18 protein-coding genes are annotated in these 16,762 nt (G+C 72.5%); 2 read left to right on the top strand and 16 right to left on the bottom strand.

Features of this window, described 5'->3' with window-relative positions; translation table 11 throughout:
- Window positions 1–178: 178 nt before the first annotated feature.
- The 5 genes from C463_RS00610 to btuC form a co-directional block, all read right to left on the bottom strand.
- A complete protein-coding gene (locus tag C463_RS00610) occupies window positions 179–568 on the bottom strand; it encodes a hypothetical protein (protein WP_008440150.1) in 390 nt (129 codons plus the stop codon).
- The gene (locus C463_RS00605) at window positions 555–776 is read right to left on the bottom strand and encodes a hypothetical protein (RefSeq protein WP_008440149.1); all 222 of its coding nucleotides are present in this window, start codon (window positions 774–776) and stop codon (window positions 555–557) included. The genes C463_RS00610 and C463_RS00605 overlap by 14 nt, the downstream gene beginning before the upstream one ends.
- Window positions 777–857: 81 nt before the next feature.
- Entirely contained in the window at window positions 858–1,862 is a 1,005-nt protein-coding gene (locus tag C463_RS00600) for a class I SAM-dependent methyltransferase (protein WP_008440148.1), read from the bottom strand.
- 64 nt (window positions 1,863–1,926) lie between these two features.
- Window positions 1,927–3,147, bottom strand: a complete 1,221-nt coding sequence (locus C463_RS00595; protein WP_394295258.1) for an ATP-binding cassette domain-containing protein — start codon at window positions 3,145–3,147, stop codon at window positions 1,927–1,929.
- Between the two features lie 161 nt (window positions 3,148–3,308).
- Window positions 3,309–4,475, bottom strand: coding sequence for a vitamin B12 ABC transporter permease BtuC (btuC, locus tag C463_RS00590; RefSeq protein ID WP_008440146.1), 1,167 nt, complete (start codon window positions 4,473–4,475; stop codon window positions 3,309–3,311).
- A gap of 62 nt (window positions 4,476–4,537) precedes the next feature.
- On the opposite strand from btuC, the gene C463_RS00585 reads away from it, so the two are divergent.
- Window positions 4,538–5,758 carry a PGF-CTERM-anchored ABC transporter substrate-binding protein gene (locus C463_RS00585; RefSeq protein WP_008440145.1) on the top strand — a complete coding sequence of 407 codons (1,221 nt, stop codon included), beginning with the start codon at window positions 4,538–4,540 and terminating at the stop codon, window positions 5,756–5,758.
- A gap of 31 nt (window positions 5,759–5,789) precedes the next feature.
- On the opposite strand, the gene C463_RS00580 is transcribed toward C463_RS00585, so the two are convergent.
- Entirely contained in the window at window positions 5,790–7,037 is a 1,248-nt protein-coding gene (locus C463_RS00580; protein WP_008440144.1) for a pyridoxal-phosphate dependent enzyme, read from the bottom strand.
- Between the two features lie 323 nt (window positions 7,038–7,360).
- Between C463_RS00580 and C463_RS00575 the strand changes: the two genes are divergently transcribed.
- Window positions 7,361–8,683, top strand: a complete 1,323-nt coding sequence (locus C463_RS00575) for an NAD(P)/FAD-dependent oxidoreductase (RefSeq protein ID WP_008440142.1) — start codon at window positions 7,361–7,363, stop codon at window positions 8,681–8,683.
- A 46-nt stretch (window positions 8,684–8,729) separates the two neighbouring features.
- Here C463_RS00575 and C463_RS19095 read toward each other — a convergent pair whose 3' ends face one another.
- The 10 genes from C463_RS19095 to C463_RS00530 all read right to left on the bottom strand — a co-directional run bounded on the left by C463_RS19095 (window position 8,730) and on the right by C463_RS00530 (window position 16,683).
- On the bottom strand, window positions 8,730–8,891 hold the full coding sequence (locus C463_RS19095) for a hypothetical protein (protein WP_167539442.1): 162 nt from the start codon (window positions 8,889–8,891) through the stop codon (window positions 8,730–8,732).
- A gap of 99 nt (window positions 8,892–8,990) precedes the next feature.
- Window positions 8,991–10,175 (bottom strand): thiamine pyrophosphate-dependent dehydrogenase E1 component subunit alpha, encoded by a 1,185-nt coding sequence (locus C463_RS00570; RefSeq protein ID WP_008440140.1) that lies wholly within the window; start codon window positions 10,173–10,175, stop codon window positions 8,991–8,993.
- A gap of 21 nt (window positions 10,176–10,196) precedes the next feature.
- Window positions 10,197–10,679: a hypothetical protein gene (locus tag C463_RS00565; RefSeq protein ID WP_008440138.1), complete on the bottom strand. Its 483-nt coding sequence runs from the start codon at window positions 10,677–10,679 to the stop codon at window positions 10,197–10,199.
- A gap of 54 nt (window positions 10,680–10,733) precedes the next feature.
- Window positions 10,734–12,134 (bottom strand): hypothetical protein, encoded by a 1,401-nt coding sequence (locus tag C463_RS00560; RefSeq protein ID WP_008440136.1) that lies wholly within the window; start codon window positions 12,132–12,134, stop codon window positions 10,734–10,736.
- Between the two features lie 71 nt (window positions 12,135–12,205).
- Complete coding sequence (locus C463_RS00555) at window positions 12,206–13,246, bottom strand: NAD(P)-dependent alcohol dehydrogenase (RefSeq protein ID WP_008440129.1); 1,041 nt, start codon at window positions 13,244–13,246, stop codon at window positions 12,206–12,208.
- Between the two features lie 89 nt (window positions 13,247–13,335).
- Entirely contained in the window at window positions 13,336–14,127 is a 792-nt protein-coding gene (locus C463_RS00550; protein ID WP_008440127.1) for a metallophosphoesterase, read from the bottom strand.
- The gene (locus C463_RS00545) at window positions 14,124–14,891 is read right to left on the bottom strand and encodes a J domain-containing protein (RefSeq protein WP_008440125.1); all 768 of its coding nucleotides are present in this window, start codon (window positions 14,889–14,891) and stop codon (window positions 14,124–14,126) included. The genes C463_RS00550 and C463_RS00545 overlap by 4 nt, the downstream gene beginning before the upstream one ends.
- A gap of 105 nt (window positions 14,892–14,996) precedes the next feature.
- Window positions 14,997–15,254 (bottom strand): MTH865 family protein, encoded by a 258-nt coding sequence (locus C463_RS00540; RefSeq protein ID WP_008440123.1) that lies wholly within the window; start codon window positions 15,252–15,254, stop codon window positions 14,997–14,999.
- A 79-nt stretch (window positions 15,255–15,333) separates the two neighbouring features.
- Window positions 15,334–15,795 (bottom strand): DUF371 domain-containing protein, encoded by a 462-nt coding sequence (locus tag C463_RS00535; RefSeq protein ID WP_008440122.1) that lies wholly within the window; start codon window positions 15,793–15,795, stop codon window positions 15,334–15,336.
- Window positions 15,796–15,852: 57 nt separating this feature from the next.
- Window positions 15,853–16,683 carry an amidohydrolase family protein gene (locus tag C463_RS00530; protein WP_008440121.1) on the bottom strand — a complete coding sequence of 277 codons (831 nt, stop codon included), beginning with the start codon at window positions 16,681–16,683 and terminating at the stop codon, window positions 15,853–15,855.
- Window positions 16,684–16,762 lie beyond the last annotated feature (79 nt).

Raw genomic sequence — 16,762 nt, 5'->3', positions numbered from 1 at the left:
TCTCCGACGCGCCAAGCGCAGAATCGCCTCTGGTCCGAGACCGCCGCCGCGACCGCTTGTCATGTGACGGGCCCCGGCCGCGCAGTCCCCGACCCCCCTCGGGGCGGCGCGGCGTTCTCGCTGTCTCGACGGCTCCTCGCGAGCGGCGCGACCGGTCCGCGTCGCGCGACCGACTGGCCTACGAAAACAGCCGCCGCGCCCGGCGGACCGCCGCGGAGAGTCCGCCGTAGCCGGCGCCGGCGACTCCGGCGAGCCGGACCTCCGCGGGCGCGACGCCGAGGCGGTACGAGAGCGGCCCGGGACGCGCCTCGGCGCCGACGACCGCGACCGTCCGCCTGCGGACCCTGACCTCCGCCGTGAGGCCCTCTCGTATCAGTCCCGCGATTGCGCGGTTCGACACCGAGTCGTCCGGCAGCCGACGCGCCATCCGGAGCGCGTCGCCGACGCTCTCCACCTCGACGAAGAGGCGTCGGTCCGTCGCGTGGACCTCGGCGTCGACCCCGTCGACCGACAGCGTCAGGTCGTCGGTCTCGACCGAGAGCCGCCGCTCCGGCTCAGTCCCGTTCACGTGTGGTGACACGGACGCCGCCGTCGACGCGCCACTCGGCGTGCTCGACGTCGTCGCCCGTGCCGCTCGGCACTTCGACGGTCATGTCCTCGAACTGATAGTGTATCTCGGCGTTGCGGCCCGTCAGTCGGTCGTACAGCCCGATCGCCAAGTCCGGCCACGTAGTCGTCTCGTCGATGCGTTCCTCGGAGTTTTCGGCGTCGCTCATGCGATCCTATGTCAGTCAGTATCAGTCATAAGTGAACCCCCTGACGAGTCTGTACCTTTATAATGGGGCGCGGCGACGCGCTCAGCCGTCGACGCGCGTCAGGCGGACGTCGAGACAGACGTTGTACTCGTGGGGTGCGTACGACCGGACGACGCGCTCGGTCTCGACCTCGACCGCGTAGGCGTCGCCCGCCGCGGTCTCGATCGCGCGCCGCCCGGGGCCGAACGGGTCGTCCTCGTGTTGGATGTCGTAGTAGTGAACCACGCAGTCGTCGCCGGCGAGCGCGACGGCCGTGTCCAAGAACTCGTCCGCGGAGTGCGGGAGGTTCATCACCAAGCGGTCGGCCGTGTCCGCGTGCGAACCGGGGCCGGTCGCGAGGTCCCGCACGTCGCCCGCGACCGCGGTCACCGCGTCCGCGACCCCGTTTCGCTCGGCGTTCTCGCGGAGGAACTCGACCGCGCGCTCGTTGAGGTCGCACGCGACCACGTCGGCCCCGCGGGTCCCCATGGGGACCGCGTACGGTCCCACGCCGGCGAACATGTCGATCGCCGACTCCCCGGGCTCGACCTGCTCGACCACTCGGTGGCGCTCGGTCGCGAGCCGCGGCGAGAAGTACACCGCGGCGACGTCGAGCGCGAACTCGTGGCCGTACTCGCGGTGGACCGTTTCGGTGCCGTCCCCGGCCAGCACGTCCCACCGGCGGACCCGCAGTTCGCCTTCGATCGGCGACGCGCGGTTGAGGACGGTGCCGCAGGGGACGTCGGAGGCCATGACGGCCTCCGCGATCTCGCGGGCGCGCTCGTCGTCGTCCTCGTCGACGATGACGATGTCACCCAGCCGCTCCAGCGAAGGCTCGTAGCCGAGGATCTCGGCCGGCGTCGTCGGACGGTCCCGCGCCGCCGCGGCGCGCTCGACGATCCGGTCCGCGAGGTCGGCTGGCACCCGATCGCGGCCCGAGACGGGGATGTAGATCGTGTCGTCCTCGACCGCGATCTCGTGGTCGCCGTCGAGGGCGTCGGCGTCGGCGAGGCGGCTCCGGACGCGCTCGCCGCGCTCGCGGTCGACGGCGACGCATGGGACGCTCATCGTCGATGCGAGGCGGGCGAGCGAATAAACGGTGACGCTTCGCGGGCGGCGCGGCGGGCGGGACTCACTCCCCGTCCGCGGTCGCGGTCGCGACCGCGTCGAGCAGTTCCGGGCCGCTCACGTCGGGGGCGACCGGAACGACGCGGTCCGCCGCCGCGGCCACCTCGGCGTTCGGGCCGTCCGCGGTCACGGGGCCGTCCGCGGTCACGTGGCCGTCACCGTTCGTGTGGCCGTCCGTGTTCGCGAGGTCGCCCTCGGCGGTCCCGACCGCGAGCGTCGCGTCCGCGTCGGCCGCGAGTCCGCGGGCCGCCGCGAGCGTCTCGGGGGAGGGCTCCTCGAAGGGCGGCGCCGTCACGGCGGTCGCGCCCGCGTCCGCGGTAGCGCCGGCGGCCGCGTCGCCCGCGGGGACCACGCCGACGGAGGGCTCGTGACCCGCGGCAGCCAGCCGGGCGACGACGCGCGCGGCCGGCCGCCCCGAGCCGATCACGTGGACGCGTCGGCTCTCGACGTCGCTGTGCGGGAACGCCGTCACCGCGGGCGTCCCGGTCGCCGAGTCGCGGCCGACGAACGCCTCCGCGTCGAAGGCGGCGCCGACGGTCGAGGCGGACAGCACGGATTCGGGCGGACCGGCCGCCTGAACCCCGCCGTTCGCGAGGACGACGACCTCATCGCAGTAGCGGGCGGCAGCGTCGAGGTCGTGGATCGCGGCGATCGCTCCCCGGTCGCCGTCCTCGACGAACTCGCGGACCAGTTCGAGCGTCTCGACAGCGTGGTTCACGTCGAGGCTCGCGGTCGGCTCGTCCAGGAGGAGGAGGGGCGCCGCCTGCGCGAGGGCTCGCGCGAGCAGCACGCGCTGGCGCTCGCCGCCCGAGACCGCGGTGATCGACCGGTCCGCGAAGCGCTCGACGTCGGCCGCGGCCATCGCGGCGTCGACGGCTTCGTCGTCCTCGACGCCGTGCGCGTCGAAGCGCCCGAGGTGCGGCGTCCGCCCCATCTCGACGACGTGGCGCACGCGGAAGTCGAACGCCAAGTTCGTCGCCTGCGGGACGCTCGCGACGCGCCGACCGACCGCTTTCGCCGACAGCGACGAGGCCGGGTCGCCGCCGATTTCGACGGATCCAGCGTCCGGTTCGACCGCGCCGGTCACCGCGCGCAACACGGTGGTCTTCCCGGCGCCGTTCGGGCCCACGAGGCCGACGAGCGAGCCGGGTTCGACCCGGAGGTCGACGCCGGAGACGACGTCGAGGTCGCCGAACGAGACGGCCACGTCCGCGGCCGACAGCAGCGGCGCGTCGCCGAACGAGAGCGCCGTGTCTGGGAGGGGCGCGCGGTCGTCGTGGTCGCGCGCGACGGCCGCCTCCCCGGCCTCCTTCGCCCCGACCTCCGTCGCCTCGGCGTCCGCCGCCTCGGTGTCCTTCGCGTCGGGGTCCGCGGAGCGGTCGGCGCTCACAGCTCCGTCACCTCCCGGGTCACGAGCAGGTAGACGAAGAAGGGCGCGCCGACCGCGGCGGTGATGACCCCGACCGGGTACTCCGCGGCCGCCGAGCGCGCGACCGTGTCGGCCGCGACGAGGAAGGTGCCGCCGGCGAGCGCAGCTGACGGGAGCAGCACCCGGTGGTCCGGCCCGACGACGAGCCGGAGCATGTGCGGGACGATGAGGCCGACGAACCCGATCACGCCGGCGAACGCGACGCCGGCGGCCGTGACGAGCGCGGACGCCGCGAGCAGCACGCGCTTGGTGCGCTCCACCGCGATGCCCAGCCCGCGCGCCTCCTCCTCGCCGAGCAGAAGGACGTTGAGGTCGCGGGCGTACGCGAGCAGCAGGAGGAACAGCGGCGGCACGACGGCGGCGGTGACGGCGACCTCGCTCCACGCCGCGCCCGACAGGTGGCCCATCAGCCACGCGACGATCTGGCGGAGCGACTCGCCCGCCTGTAGCTGGAGGTACGAAACCACCGCGCCGAGGAACGTCTGGACCGCGACGCCGGCGAGGAGGAGGGTGGCGACCGGGGTCCGGCCGTTCCGCGTCGCGATGGCGTACACGCCGAAGGCGGCGACGAGCGCGCCGACGAACGCGAAGAGGCTGGTCCCCGCGCCGCGCGAGAGCGAAACCTCGACGCTGCCGACGAGCGGGAGAGCGACGGTCGTCGAGAGCGCGACGGGGAAGACGATGAACGCGACCGCGCCGACCGCCGCCCCGGAGGAGACGCCGATGATCGACGGGTCCGCCATCGGGTTGCGGAAGAACCCCTGCATCACCGTGCCGGCGGCCGCGAGCGCGAAGCCGACGAGCGCGGCGAGCAGGATCCGCGGGAGCCGCACGCCCACGACGATCTGTTGGTGGACGGAGTCGACGGGGAACGCGAACGGCGACGCGAACGCGAGGTCGACCCCCGGGAGCGTGAGGGGCCCGACGCCGGGTATCGGCAGCGGACCGACGCCCCCGGCGCTCGTCTCGATTCCGGCCGGCACCGCGAGCGCGTTCAACACCGACTTCAGCACGGTCTCCGGCGGGATCCGAACCGGTCCGATCGCGGCGCTGCCGACGACGACGACCGCGAGCAGCGCGGCTATCGCCGCCGACCACGCCGCCGAGCGGACCCACGGTCGCATACGTTCTCCAACACAACTTGTAGTAGGTAAATACTTATTGGACGGGTTCGGTCGTCGATCCGATGCGAAACAGCTCCGCGATTGCGATGGCCCTGCTGGTGACGACCGCCCTGATCGGCGGCGTCGCCGGGACGGCCGCGGGCGCACAGCCGACGATATCGACCGACGGGCCGACTGCGGGCGCGCAGCCGGCGGTCGGAGCGGCGGGCGCGACGGGAACCGGTCCCGCACAGACCGACGGGGCTTGCGGATTCCCGGTCAACGTGACCGACGCCACCGGCGAGACGATAACGCTCGACGAGCGTCCCGAACGGATCACGACGATCAACCCGTCGGCCGCGCAGACGCTGTGGGAACTCGGCGAGCAGGACCGGGTCGTCGGCGTGAGCCAGTTCGCCTTCTACCTCGACGGCGCCGAGGAGCGCGCGAACGTCTCCGCCGAGTTCGGTGCGAGCGTCGAGCGCGTCGTCGACACCGAGCCCGACCTCGTGCTGGCGCCGAACTCCTCGGCCGCGGACGTCGGGCCGCTCCGCGAGCAGGGGCTGACGGTGTACCACTTCCCGGCGGCGACCTCCATCGACGATATCGCGGAGAAGACGGAGACGATCGGCCGGCTCGTCGGCGCGTGCGACGCCGCGAACGCGACCAACGAGGAGATGTACGACGCGGTCGACGCCGCCGAGGAGCGGACGGCCGACGTCGACCGCCCCGCCGCGCTCTACCCGCTCGGCGGTGGGTACGTCGCGGCGAGCAACACGTTCATCGACGCGATCATGAACGCCGGCGGGATCGACAACGTCGCCGCCGACTACGAGGCGTACCCGCAGCTCTCCGACGAAGTCATCCTCGAATCGAACCCCGAACTGATCTTGGTCACCGACTCCGAGGCCCCCATCCTCGAACAGGAGCCGTACGCCAGCACGACCGCGGGCGCCGAGGACAGCTACGTCGTGATGAACGTGAACTACCTCAACCAGCCGGCGCCGCGCAGCGTGATCGAGTCGACGACGACGCTGTCGAACGCGGTGGTCGAACTCCAGAGCGAGGGCAGTGAGTCGACCGACGGCGCGGACGACGGCTCGACCGACGGCGACTCGTCGGGTGACGGGAGTTCGTCGGGTGACAGTGACACGTCCGACGGCTCGTCGGCCGGCGGCACGGACGGGAACGAGACGGACGAGGATAGCACCGCCGGGGACACCGGCGCCGAGTCGCCCGGGTTCGGCGTCGTCGCGGCCGCGCTCGCGCTGCTCGCGACCGGGCTGCTCGCGCGGCGCGACTGACTCGGCGCTGTTTCCGACTGACGCGTCTTTTCTAAATACCCTGGCCCATCAGGTGGCTCCGCAGGATGTCCGGGGTCTTCATTCCGGCGTCGCTGTTGAGCAACACGACGGTCTCGTCGCCGTCGAAGAACCCTTCCTCGGCGAGCGCCCACGCCCCGGCGGGGGCCGCGCCGCCCGTCGCGCCCATCTCGACGACCTCGTTCTGCGCCACGGCGACCGCGCTCGCGAGGATGTCGTCGTCGTCGACGCCGACCGCGGTCCCCCCGCTCTCCGTGACCGCCTCGACGGCCGCGGCGCCGCCCGCGGGGTCCGGGATCTCGAGTTCGCCGCAGATGGTGTCGGGCGTCTCCCACGGCTCGGGCTCGTCGAGGCCGCGCTCGCCGGCGGCCGCGATCGGGGCGCAGCCCGAGGCCTGGGCGGCGACGACCTTCGGCGTCCCGTCGATCGCGCCGACGCGGTCGAGTTCGACGAACCCCTTGTACACGCCGGCGACGACCTCGCCCGAGCCGGTCGGGACGACGACCACGTCGGGGGCGTCGCCGAGGTCGGCGACGAGTTCGAACGCGACCGTCTTCGCGCCCTCGTGGCGGTACGGCGTGGCGAACTCGCCGAGGTCGGTGTAGTCGGTCTCCAACTGCTCGTCGACCGCGTCGGCCGCGTCCGGGAAGCGCCCGCCGACCACGCGCATCTCGCCGCCGTGGACGTTCGTCATCGACTTGTTCGAGAAGGCGCACCGCGAGGGGACGAACGCGTACGACCGCAGGTCTGCCCGGCCCGCGTACGCCGCCATCGACTGCCCGGCGTTCCCCGGGCTCGCGCAGACGAGCGGCTCCACGTCCGCGCCGTCGGCCGCCCGCTTCGCCACCGCGGTCACGGCGAGCGAGAGGCCGCGGTCGAGGACGGTACCGGTGGGGTTCCGCCCCTCGTCTTTGACGTACACCGCGTCGACGTCGAGTTCGTCGGCGAGCCGATCGGTGGCGACGAGCGGCGTGGCGCCCTCGCCCGCGGTGAGCGCGTCCGCCGCCGGGAAGGGGAGCAGCGCGTCGAAGCGCCAGTGGCCGCGGGCGGTCGCGGGCGCGCTCCGGGCGTCTCCGCTCGCGCCGCGGGCTGCCGGGTCGAAGAGGTCGTCGGGGTCGACCGCGTCGTAGTCGTAGACGGGGTCGAGGCCGCGCGCCCGCTCGTCGTCGTCGACTGCCGCCGCGTCGGCGGTCTCGTGGACGCGCCCGGACGCCCGACTCTCCAGCCCGCGAAACGCCGGCGTGGTCTCGGAAATCTCCATACCCGACGTTGCGGCGGCGGCGACTAATCGCTTCGCACTTGAGAACAGTGGGTCGTCCAGACGAGACTCCGAACGAGCCGCGAGGCTGGGGAGGCGTGAGGCTGCGGTCCGGCGAGCGACCGAAGGGAGCGGGAGCACGGAAGTCGCAGCCCGCGCAGCGAACGCAGTGAACGAGCAGGACCGTCTTCCGGTGGTGCTGTGCGGGCTGGGGATTTGGGCGTGTTCGCCGTCGATCGTCGGTTTATATATACCAACGGACGCCGCGGGAATCGACTCGTATCGACCCGCCGCCGCTTATAAACCCGCGCCACGAAACGTCACGTATGAACGGAGACGCAATCGTCGTCGGCGGCGGGCTCGCGGGGCTCGTCGCGGCGACGCGGCTCGCGGAGGCGGGCGCGGACGTGACGCTGTACGAGCGACGGCCCGAGGTCGGGGGACGCGTGCGGACGGAGACGGTCGACGGCTTCACCCTCGACCGCGGCTTTCAGGTCCTCTTCTCCAGCTACCCCGCGGTCGAGCGCGAACTGGGCGCCGACGGGCTCGACGACCTCGACCTCCAGACGTTCGCGCCCGGGGCGACGATCTGCCGACCGGGGTCGCGGTCGACCCTCGGCGACCCCCTCCGCGACCCGCGCGCCGCGCTCCCCTCCCTGTTGAACGACGAGGTCTCCACCTCCGATAAGCTCCGGACGCTGGCGCTCCGGTACGACCTCGCGAACCGCGACGAGGAGGCGTTCTTCGCCGGCCCGGACGAACCCATCCGCGAGTACCTCCGCGACTGGGGGTTCGCCGACGACTACGTGACGAACTTCGTCGAGCCGTTCTACGGCGGGATCACCCTCGACCGGACTCTCTCGACCTCGAAGCACGTCTTCGAGTACACGTTCCGCGCGATGGGCCGCGGGTCGATCGGCGTGCCCGCCGCGGGGATGGCCGCGCTCCCCGCCGCGCTCGCGGACCGCGCCCGCGAGGCCGGCGTCGAGGTCCGGACCGGCGAGGACGCGGAGGCGGTCCGGACCGCGGGGCAGGGCCGGATCCCCTTCCGAACCGGTTCGGCCGACGCCGACGGCGCCACCGTCGAACTCGCGGACGGCTCGACTCGCGAGGCGGACGCGGTCGTCGTCGCGGCCTCGCCGCCCGAGGCCCGGCGGCTCACCGGCGTCGAGTCGGTGCCGACCGAGGGCGTCCCGAACGTCACCGGCTGGTACGCGCTCCCCGCGGGGGAGTCCTTCGAGACCGGCGGGCGCATCCTGCTCAACGCCGCGAGCGAGTCCCCCAACGCGGTGGTGCCGATGTCGGAGGTCGCGCCCGAGTACGCGCCCGACGACCGCGCGCTCCTCGCGGCGACGTTCCTCGGTGAGGAGTCGCTCGACCGCGGCGCCGACGCGCTCCGCGAGGACGTCCGCGATGCGCTGGCGGCGTGGTTCCCCGAGCGCGAGTTCGACGGACTGGAGACCCTCGACGTCCACCGGATCCGGTTCGCGCAGTTCGCGCAGCCGCCGGGCGTCCACGCCGACCTCCCGGACCCGGACGACCCGGAGGGGCCGGTCGTCCTCGCCGGCGATTACACCGAGTGGTCGTCGATTCAGGGGGCGCTCGAAAGCGGGCGGACGGCCGCGAGCGCGGCGGCGGAGTACCTGTAGGTCGGCGGACCCCGCAGAGATGGACTACGAGCCGTCGCGGCCGCCGTCACCCGCGCGCGTGCCCGAGACCGACGATCACCGCGAGCACGGCCACACCGATCGTCCACTCGGTGGCGAACCGAAATCCGATTCCGAGCAACAGTAGCGCGTTCGCCGCCAACAGGAGGAGGACGGTGTCGAGGCGGCGCCGGAGGGTCGCGTCGTCCATATCGACACGCGCGAAGTCGGGCCAAATAGCGGTGGCGATCGCGGGACCGGAACGACCGGCCGCGCGTTCCTCGGCGAGAAGACGGAGCCGCCGACCGGCTCACTCCTCCCGGAGGAACGCGTCCTCGCCGTGCTCCTCGACGGCTGCGAGCAGTTCGTCGCGCTGGTGGCGGACCTCGGCCGGGAGTTCGGCGTAGGCGTCCTCGAACATGTCGCTCGGCTCGGCCGCGACGGACTCGGCGAAGTCTATCGCGTCGGCGACGACCTCGTCCGCCTCGTCGTGGATCGCCGCGACGCCCGCGTCGTCGATCCGCCCGGTCTCGCGGAGGAACGCCTCCATCCGGTCGAGCGGGTCGAGCGCGCGCCACGGGTCCACGTCGTCGGGGTCGCGGTAGGCGCTCGGGTCGTCCGCGGTCGTGTGCGCGCCGAAGCGATACTCGACGAACTCGATGAGGGTTGGCCGGGGGTCGTCGTCGAGGGAGTCGCCCGCGGCGGAGTCGTCTCCCCCGTCACCACGCGCTTGCTCGGCCGCCGCCCGCGTGACCGCGTAGCTCGCGAGCGGGTCCATCCCGTCGACGCGGACGCCGTCGAAGCCGTAGGCGGTCGCCTTCTGCGCGAAGGTGTCGCTGGCGGTCTGTCGCTCCCTCGGAACCGAGATGGCCCAGCCGTTGTTGTGACAGCAGAAGATCGTCGGCGTGTCGAAGACGCCGGCGAAGTTCATCGCCTCGTGGAAGTCGCCCTCGCTGGTCGCCCCGTCGCCGAAGTGACAGGCGACGACGCGGTCCTCGTCCCGGTAGTCGAACGCCCACGCGGCGCCGACGGCGTGCGGGAGGTGGGCCGCGATGCCGATATTGAGGGGAAAGACGTCGCCCTCGGCGATCGCCTCCGTCCCGGACTCGTGACCCATCCAGTAGGGGAGGTACGCGTCGAGCAGGTCGCGGACGACGACCGCGCCGTGTTCGCGGTACTGGTAGGAGATCAGGTCGTCGTCCGCGAGCGCGTGCGCCGATCCGACCGCCGACCCCTCTTGGCCGGCGCAGGGCGCGTACGTCCCGAGACGCCCCTGTCGCTGGAGGCTCACCGCGCGCTCGTCGAACCGGCGCGTGACCACGAGGTCGCGGTAGATGGCGCGGAACCGCTCGTCCGACAGGTCCGGAACCGTCGCGTCCGGCAGGGGACTCCCGTCCGGCCCGAGCACGCGATAGAGGTCCTCGTCGGCGAGGGGGTCGGTCGCGGCGTCGGCGGCGCTCCCGTCGTCGCCTCCGTCAGCGCCGTTTTCGGTCATGGGGATCGGTGTGCCCGCCGATCACAAGGAGTTAGCGGTCGCGGCGGCGTCCGACGCCCGCCGGTTCCGCCGCCGGACGTACGTGATCGGGAGCCCGACGAGGACGCCCGCGACGGCGACCGCGCCGAGTACGAATCCGACCAGCAGCCGCACAGGCCCGGCGGCGAGCATTTCGAGTCCCCAGACGACCACGAACCACGCCGTCCAGAGCGCGCCGGTGAGGAGCGCGGTGAGCAGCCCGAACGCGGCCCCGCGGAGATACGTGGGCGCGTCCGGCCGCTCGACGACGGCCCACCAGACGAGCGCCCCGACGACGAGCGCCGGGGTCGCGAGGAGCGGCATCCCGACCGCGGGCGGGAGGCCGACCACGTCGGCGAACAGGCCGAGCACGTCGGAGAGCAGCAACGCGGTGAGGGCGGCGCAACCGAACGCGTACACGCCGGCGTACAGCGACCACCGCCGAGGGGCGGTGAGGCGAGAGTTTTCGTGGAGGGCAGAATCCATGTCCGACTGCCGAACGCGCCGGAATAAGTGTCTTCCCATCGGTCCGGACGCGGTTCACCCGACCGTCAGCGCGAGTTCGAACGGGTACATCCCGTGTTCGCTCGGCGTCTGTCCGGGGACGTTCCAGGAGACGCCGAACAGCCCGCGGCTCGCGTACGTCCCCGCGGGCAGGTCCGACGGGACCGCGTAGGTCGCGGTCATCTCGTCGCCCGCGTCGAGCGACTCCAGCGCCTGCCCGTCGCTGCGGGTCGGCCGCGGGCCCTCGACGCCCTCGGTCTCGACGATATCCAGCGTGCGCCGCTCGCCCTCGCGGAAGGTCCAGAGGGCGCTCGGCAGCGCGCCGCGGCTCGTGAACGTGTACGGCCCCTCGGCGTCGCCGTCGGCGCTTTCGGGGGCCGGCGCGACCGTGAGCGTGAACCGACGGGACGCGTCCTCGCTCGGCTCGACCGAGACCGACACCGGGAGCCGGTCGTACCGCGACTCGCCGACGAGAATGGCGTAGACGGTCCCGTCGATACGGTAGTAGACCGGCTGGTCGCGCCCCGCGGCGACCGCCTCGTAGGCGTCCGGGACGTCGGCGGCGTAGAGCTGGCTGCGGTCGTCGCCCGGCAGCGCGGGCGCTCGGTGTTCCGACGCCAGCGCGCGCTCGAAGAAGGTCACGAGGTCGGCGTCGAGTTCGGACTCGTCGACAACCGGGCGACCCCACGCGTCGCCCTCGGTCAGTTCGCTCGCCGCGATCCCGTACGGCGGGTCCGCGTTCTCGACGTCCGTGCGGATCCGGGTGACGCCGCGCCCGTCCTCCAAGTAGTCGTACTCGTCGAGGAACGCGGCGACTGCGTCCGGGCGGACGCACCGGCGGTACTCCCCGCGGGCCACGTTCGGACCGCACGCCGTCAGCGCGTCGACGAACGTCTCGACCGCCGCCGAGTCGAGGTCGTCTCGCTGCCCCGCCTCGCGGAGGACGCGGTCCTCGTCGTACCCCTCGGCCTCCTCGTCCGCGAGCTCCGCAGTGAACGTCGGAAGCGTCGGGTCGAACGCGTAGCGCATCCCGTCCAGCTCGACGTACGGCTTCAGCTCCCCGCGGTCGTAGACGCGGAACTCGTCGACCGCGGCCAGCAACGCGTCGCTCGGGTCGTCGGTCTCGAACCCGCCGTCGCGCGCAGCGGCGAGTGGCTCGCGCAGCGCGTCCGGAATCCCGGACTCGGGGACGACGTGGGCCGGGTCGATCCCGCGGCTCGGCGACGGCTCGTATGCGGTGACGACGTGCGGAACCCGTTCCAGTTCGACGCCGAGCGACGCGGCCGACCCGTCTCCGTCGTCCGATCGCCCGTCGCCGCTTCCGTTCGTCTCGTCGTCGGTCCCGTTCGTCGCCGGGTCTGTGTCGGTCTCGCCGACGCACCCGGAGAGCGCGGCGGCGGACCCGCCGATCGCGGAGAGGAGGGCTCTGCGGTCCATACCCGCGCGTTCGCAACGAACGACAAAAACCTTCCGCGAGTCGGGGCGCGGTTCGTCGGTCGAGGGGCGCCTCAGGGCGTGATGACGGCGCGCCCGTCGATCTCGCCGTGTTCGAGCTTCTCGGCGACCGTGTTGATCTCGCCGAGGTCGTACCGGCTGGTGTGGAGGTCGACGTCGCCCTGCTCGACGAGCGCGACGAGCTCCTGTAGCTCCGCGTACCGCCCGACGATGTTACCGACGAAGGAGAACTCGCCGTTCACCAGCGCCTGCGACGGTTCGTGGACGTGGCCCCCGTAGCCGATGATGTGGTGGTCGCCGCCGCCGGCGGTGATGTCGGGCGCGTAGCCGGTCGTCACGTCCGCGCCGACGAAGTCGAGCACCTGCGCCGCGCCCGTCCCGTCGGTGATCCCCTCGATCTCGGCCGCGACGTCGTCGTCGGTCGGGTTCACGAGGTGGTCGGCACCGTAGCTGTCCGCCAGGTTCAGCGCCGACTCCTTCAGGTCGACGGCGGTGATCCGGGCCGCGCTCATCGCGTTCAGACACTGGAGCCCGATGTGGCCGAGGCCGCCGACGCCGATGACGACGGCGTGGTCGCCGGGGTTCAGCTTCCCGACCGCCTTCTTGGCCGCGTGGTACGCGGTGATGCCGGCGTCCGCGTGCGGCGCGATGTCGATCGGTTCGACCCCGCCCGGCAGCGGGATGACCGCCCGCTCGCTGGTGTGGAGATACTCGGCGAAGCCGCCGTCGTGGGTCAGCCCGTTGAACGCGCTGTTCTCGCAGTGCATCGTCTCGCCGAGCCGGCAGGGGCGACAGGTCCCGCAGGTCTGGACCGGGTGGCAGATCACCGGATCGCCGGCGGAGACGATATCGACGTCCTCGCCCGTCTCGACGACCGTCCCCGCGTTCTCGTGGCCCAGTGTCAGCGGCAGTTCCTGGGGGACGTACTCCGTCCACATCCCCTCGATGATGTGGTTGTCCGTCTGGCACCAGCCCGCGCCCTCGACCTCGACGATGACGTCGTCCGCGCCCGTTACCGCCGGTCGGTCGACCTCGCCGATGGTGAGTCCCTCGCTCATGTCGTCCGTGTACTCGTGGAGTCTGGCTGCTTCCATGTGCGAACGGTTCGCACCGCGTGAATCATAAACGTTCGTTACAGTCCTACCTGCCGAGACGGACGATACGCACGGGAGGACGGAAGCGTTCACAACAGCCGGCGGAACTCGCCGAGCGGCGGGAACCGGAGCGCCTCTCTCGCACCGCTCGCGTCGGGGCCCCCGTCCGAGCCCTCCGCGGGAGAGTCGACCACGACCGGCGCCAGTCGGTCCGCGTCGGTGACGAGCGGGGAGTCGAACGCATCGGTCCCCATGTCGTTGACGGCCACGCCGGCGGCGAGTCGCGTGAACGCGGGCACCACGAGGAGGTCGGCGCCGCGGTACGTCCCCTCGGCGCGGAGGACGCAGGGCCGGCGGTCGCCCTCGATCTCGATCGTCGGGTGGACGTGGCCGATCACGTAGCGGTCGGCGGCGGTCGAGGGCGCATCGTGGCCGTGACAGACGACGGTTCGGGGCGCGCCCGCGGCGCGGTCCTCGCCGTCGAGGACCACCTCCTCCCGAACCGGCCCGTCCCACGCGTCCGCGAGCGCGGTGTCGTGGTTGCCGGCGACGACTTCGAGGGCGGCGCCGCGCGCCTCGCAGGCGTCGCGGAGCGCGTTCAGGGTTCCGCGGCTCCGGTCGGTGATCCGGTCGAAGGTGTGGACGACGTCGCCGGCGACGACCACCGTCGCGGGGTCGAACCGGTCGAGCAGCGTGTCGAGCCGGTCCGCGAGGTCCGCGCGCTCGCCCATCGGGAGGGAGACGGCGGAGGCCTCGCCGCGGCCGACGTGGAGGTCGGCGACGACGAGCGCGTCGGCGTCCGAGAGGTACACCGCGCGCTCAGCGTACGCGACGTCTGCGAACGCGTCTCCGGCTCCGCCCCCGGCGTCCGGTCCCGTCACCGACCGTACCCGGTCGAGCGCTCGCGGCGGCGGCCCGCGTCGCGGTCGGCGCCGCCGCCCGGGCTGGGTCCGCCGTCGGCGTGGTTCCGGGCGGTCGCGTACGCCTCGCGGACGCGCCGGAACGACTCCTCGTCGCCGCCCTGGTCCGGATGCGTCTCCTTGACGCGCTCGCGGTAGGCCCCCTTCACCGCGTCGACGTCGGCGTCGCGGTCGAGGCCGAGTTCGTCGAAGGCGTCGCCAACGGGGTCGCCGCGGCCGGCTGGGCCGCGAGGCCGCGACGGGCCGGTAGCGGAGCGGTCGGTCCCGAATCGCCCGCCGGCGCCGGACCGACCGTCGCCCGAACCCGACTCGTCGGTCGCCCAGTCGGGCTCGTCGACGTCGAAGGGGAGCCGACGACCGAGCCCGTGGCCCGGCATCTCGTGTTCACAGAGGACGGTGTAGACGCCCTCGCCCTCCAGCCCGAAGTAGTCGTGCGCGTCGAAGGTGATGGCGACGCCGCGCTCGGGGAGGTAGAAGGGGACCGAGACGCCGTCGAACGCGTGGTCCTCGGCGAACCGCTCGCCGGCCGCGGTCAGATAGGTCCGGATCTCGCGGCGGCGGCGCTCGTCGCCGGCGGCGCCGCGGCGCCCCGCCTCCGCGGTGGGGGGCGGGGCGAACCGGTCTCCGAGGTAGAAGGCGAGCGCGACCAAGGCGGTGGCGACGGCCCCGAGACCGATCCCCCAGAGGACCCACCGCGGTACGAGGCTCGTGAGATCGGCGAACACACCCGCCGTAGCGGCTCCGCGGTAATCAACCTCCCGCCGGAGCGGCGGCGACGGACCTCCGGACTCCGAGCCGTCGGCAGAAACGTTCCGAGTCGGTCGGCCGCCTCAGATCATGCCCTTCGCTTCGAGCCCGTCGAGGATGTCGTCGACGAGCGCCTCGGCGGTGTCGTAGGGAAACTCCTGTTCGCTGCCGAGTTTCGCCGCCATCTCCATCGCGGTGAAGCTCACGTCGCCGGCCTCGAACTTCGTCGCCGGGCCGTCCGGCAGCGCGGGGACGAGGTCCATCTGGTTCTCGACGGGGAAATCTGCGCCGCCGAAGGCGTCTAAGAACTGTTCGCGGAGTTCCGCTTTCACGTCGCTCATACTCAGTCCATCCCGCGAGCCCCGCAAAAGGGTTGCGGAACAACGATAAACTTATTTAGCGTTCACGCGCTCGGCGGCCTCACTCGCCGGGTTCGACGGCAAGTCGAAGCGTGAGGTCCGCACCGTCGGCCAGCGCGTCGACGAGGTCGCGGTCGAGGTCGGCGGCGGCGCCGTCGCCGTCGACGAACATCGTGCGCTCGTCGTCGGTGTAGTCGCTGGTCCGGCCGACCATCGAGCGGTCGTCGAGCAGGGTCAGGTCGGGGTCGCCGCGGCCTGTGATCGTCTGCTCGAACGCCTCGTCGCCGGCGTCGACGAGGAACGTCGCCTCGACGGTCGCGTCCGCGTCTCGACACGCCTCGCGGAACTCCGGGGAGAAGTCTCTCGGTGTCCGGTCGGCCTCGACGCCGACGATACAGTCGCCGGCGGGGGTGAGCCAGTCGTCGGTCGTGAGTTCGACGGTGCTCGCGTGTTCGGCGGTGATGTTCTCGTGGCCGACCGCGCGGACGACCTCCACGTGCGGGTCGTCGGTCTCGTCGCTCATTGTCGTCGGTCGGCCGCGGCGCGACAAGTGGCCGTCGCTTCCGGTTCGAGCGGCGCCTCAGACGTCGGCGCCCTCGGCGAGCGCGGGCACGAGGCGGGCGGGATTCTTCGCCAGCACGCGGGCCATCAGGTCCTCGGAGACGTCGAGCGTGAGTATCTCCATCACGCCGACGTTCGGGTGGATGTCGGGCGCGCCAGAGCCGAAGAGAACGCGGTCGGGGTGTTCCAGCACGCCGCGTTCGAGCACCTCGCGGTACCGGACCGCACTCGTGTCGACGTACAGGCGGTCGTAGTCGTCGAGCAGGTCCAGCGTCTCGTTCATCAGGTCGGCGTCCAGCGGGTAGCCGCCGAAGCTGCCCAACACGACCGGGAAGTCGTAGCCGAGCAGTTCCGTCTCGACCGCCTCCGGCGGGAACTCTCGGCCCGCGTGGACGAAGAGGGGGAGGTCGGCCTCCTCCAGCCGGGCCAGCACGTCCTCGTTCGGGAGTCCGTCGACGTGGGGCGCCAGCGTGAACCCGTGGAAGCGGTCGTCGTAGGAGTACTGCTCCACGTCGTCCGGCCGGGTGTGGTGGTCGTCGCGCTCGGCGCGGAGGTTGCGGACGGCCGAGACGGGGCCGGTGCCCGAGTCGCGGGGGCCGTTGAGGCGGGCGAACGCGACGAACGGCCGGTCGACCGACAGCCGGGCGACCGCGTTGTTCGCGCGGAGGTAGCTCCGCCCTGTGGCGCGCTGGCCGGGGCTCGCGACCGCGCGGACGATGCCCGCCTGAAGCATCTCGCGTTCCAGCCGCTCCGGCGAGATGTCTCGCCCGTGGGTGGCGACCGACGACTCGTCGGGGTCGAGGGTCGCGCGGGTGTCGACGATCCGGAAGTCGTGTTCGAGCCCGAGCATGGCCGCTCTCTACCGGCCTGTCTCGGCGGACCCGGATGTGCCTGTCGGTCGCACGGCGGCGGGTCGATTGGGTCGTCGG

Source organism: Halorubrum californiense DSM 19288 (assembly GCF_000336875.1).
GTDB classification, from domain to species: domain Archaea; phylum Halobacteriota; class Halobacteria; order Halobacteriales; family Haloferacaceae; genus Halorubrum; species Halorubrum californiense.
This window is presented reverse-complemented; position numbering and strand designations above follow the sequence as displayed.

What these genes read in the sequence shown, in the direction of transcription:
- C463_RS00585 (WP_008440145.1), top strand. Translation starts at nt 4,538, where the DNA reads ATGCGAAACAGCTCCGCGATTGCGATGGCCCTGCTGGTGACGACCGCC.
- C463_RS00530 (WP_008440121.1), bottom strand. Translation starts at nt 16,683, where the DNA reads ATGCTCGGGCTCGAACACGACTTCCGGATCGTCGACACCCGCGCGACC.
- C463_RS00535 (WP_008440122.1), bottom strand. Translation starts at nt 15,795, where the DNA reads ATGAGCGACGAGACCGACGACCCGCACGTGGAGGTCGTCCGCGCGGTC.
- C463_RS00605 (WP_008440149.1), bottom strand. Translation starts at nt 776, where the DNA reads ATGAGCGACGCCGAAAACTCCGAGGAACGCATCGACGAGACGACTACG.
- C463_RS00565 (WP_008440138.1), bottom strand. Translation starts at nt 10,679, where the DNA reads ATGGATTCTGCCCTCCACGAAAACTCTCGCCTCACCGCCCCTCGGCGG.
- C463_RS00555 (WP_008440129.1), bottom strand. Translation starts at nt 13,246, where the DNA reads ATGGAAGCAGCCAGACTCCACGAGTACACGGACGACATGAGCGAGGGA.
- C463_RS00575 (WP_008440142.1), top strand. Translation starts at nt 7,361, where the DNA reads ATGAACGGAGACGCAATCGTCGTCGGCGGCGGGCTCGCGGGGCTCGTC.
- C463_RS00570 (WP_008440140.1), bottom strand. Translation starts at nt 10,175, where the DNA reads ATGACCGAAAACGGCGCTGACGGAGGCGACGACGGGAGCGCCGCCGAC.
- C463_RS00600 (WP_008440148.1), bottom strand. Translation starts at nt 1,862, where the DNA reads ATGAGCGTCCCATGCGTCGCCGTCGACCGCGAGCGCGGCGAGCGCGTC.
- btuC (WP_008440146.1), bottom strand. Translation starts at nt 4,475, where the DNA reads ATGCGACCGTGGGTCCGCTCGGCGGCGTGGTCGGCGGCGATAGCCGCG.
- C463_RS00560 (WP_008440136.1), bottom strand. Translation starts at nt 12,134, where the DNA reads ATGGACCGCAGAGCCCTCCTCTCCGCGATCGGCGGGTCCGCCGCCGCG.
- C463_RS00540 (WP_008440123.1), bottom strand. Translation starts at nt 15,254, where the DNA reads ATGAGCGACGTGAAAGCGGAACTCCGCGAACAGTTCTTAGACGCCTTC.
- C463_RS19095 (WP_167539442.1), bottom strand. Translation starts at nt 8,891, where the DNA reads ATGGACGACGCGACCCTCCGGCGCCGCCTCGACACCGTCCTCCTCCTG.
- C463_RS00580 (WP_008440144.1), bottom strand. Translation starts at nt 7,037, where the DNA reads ATGGAGATTTCCGAGACCACGCCGGCGTTTCGCGGGCTGGAGAGTCGG.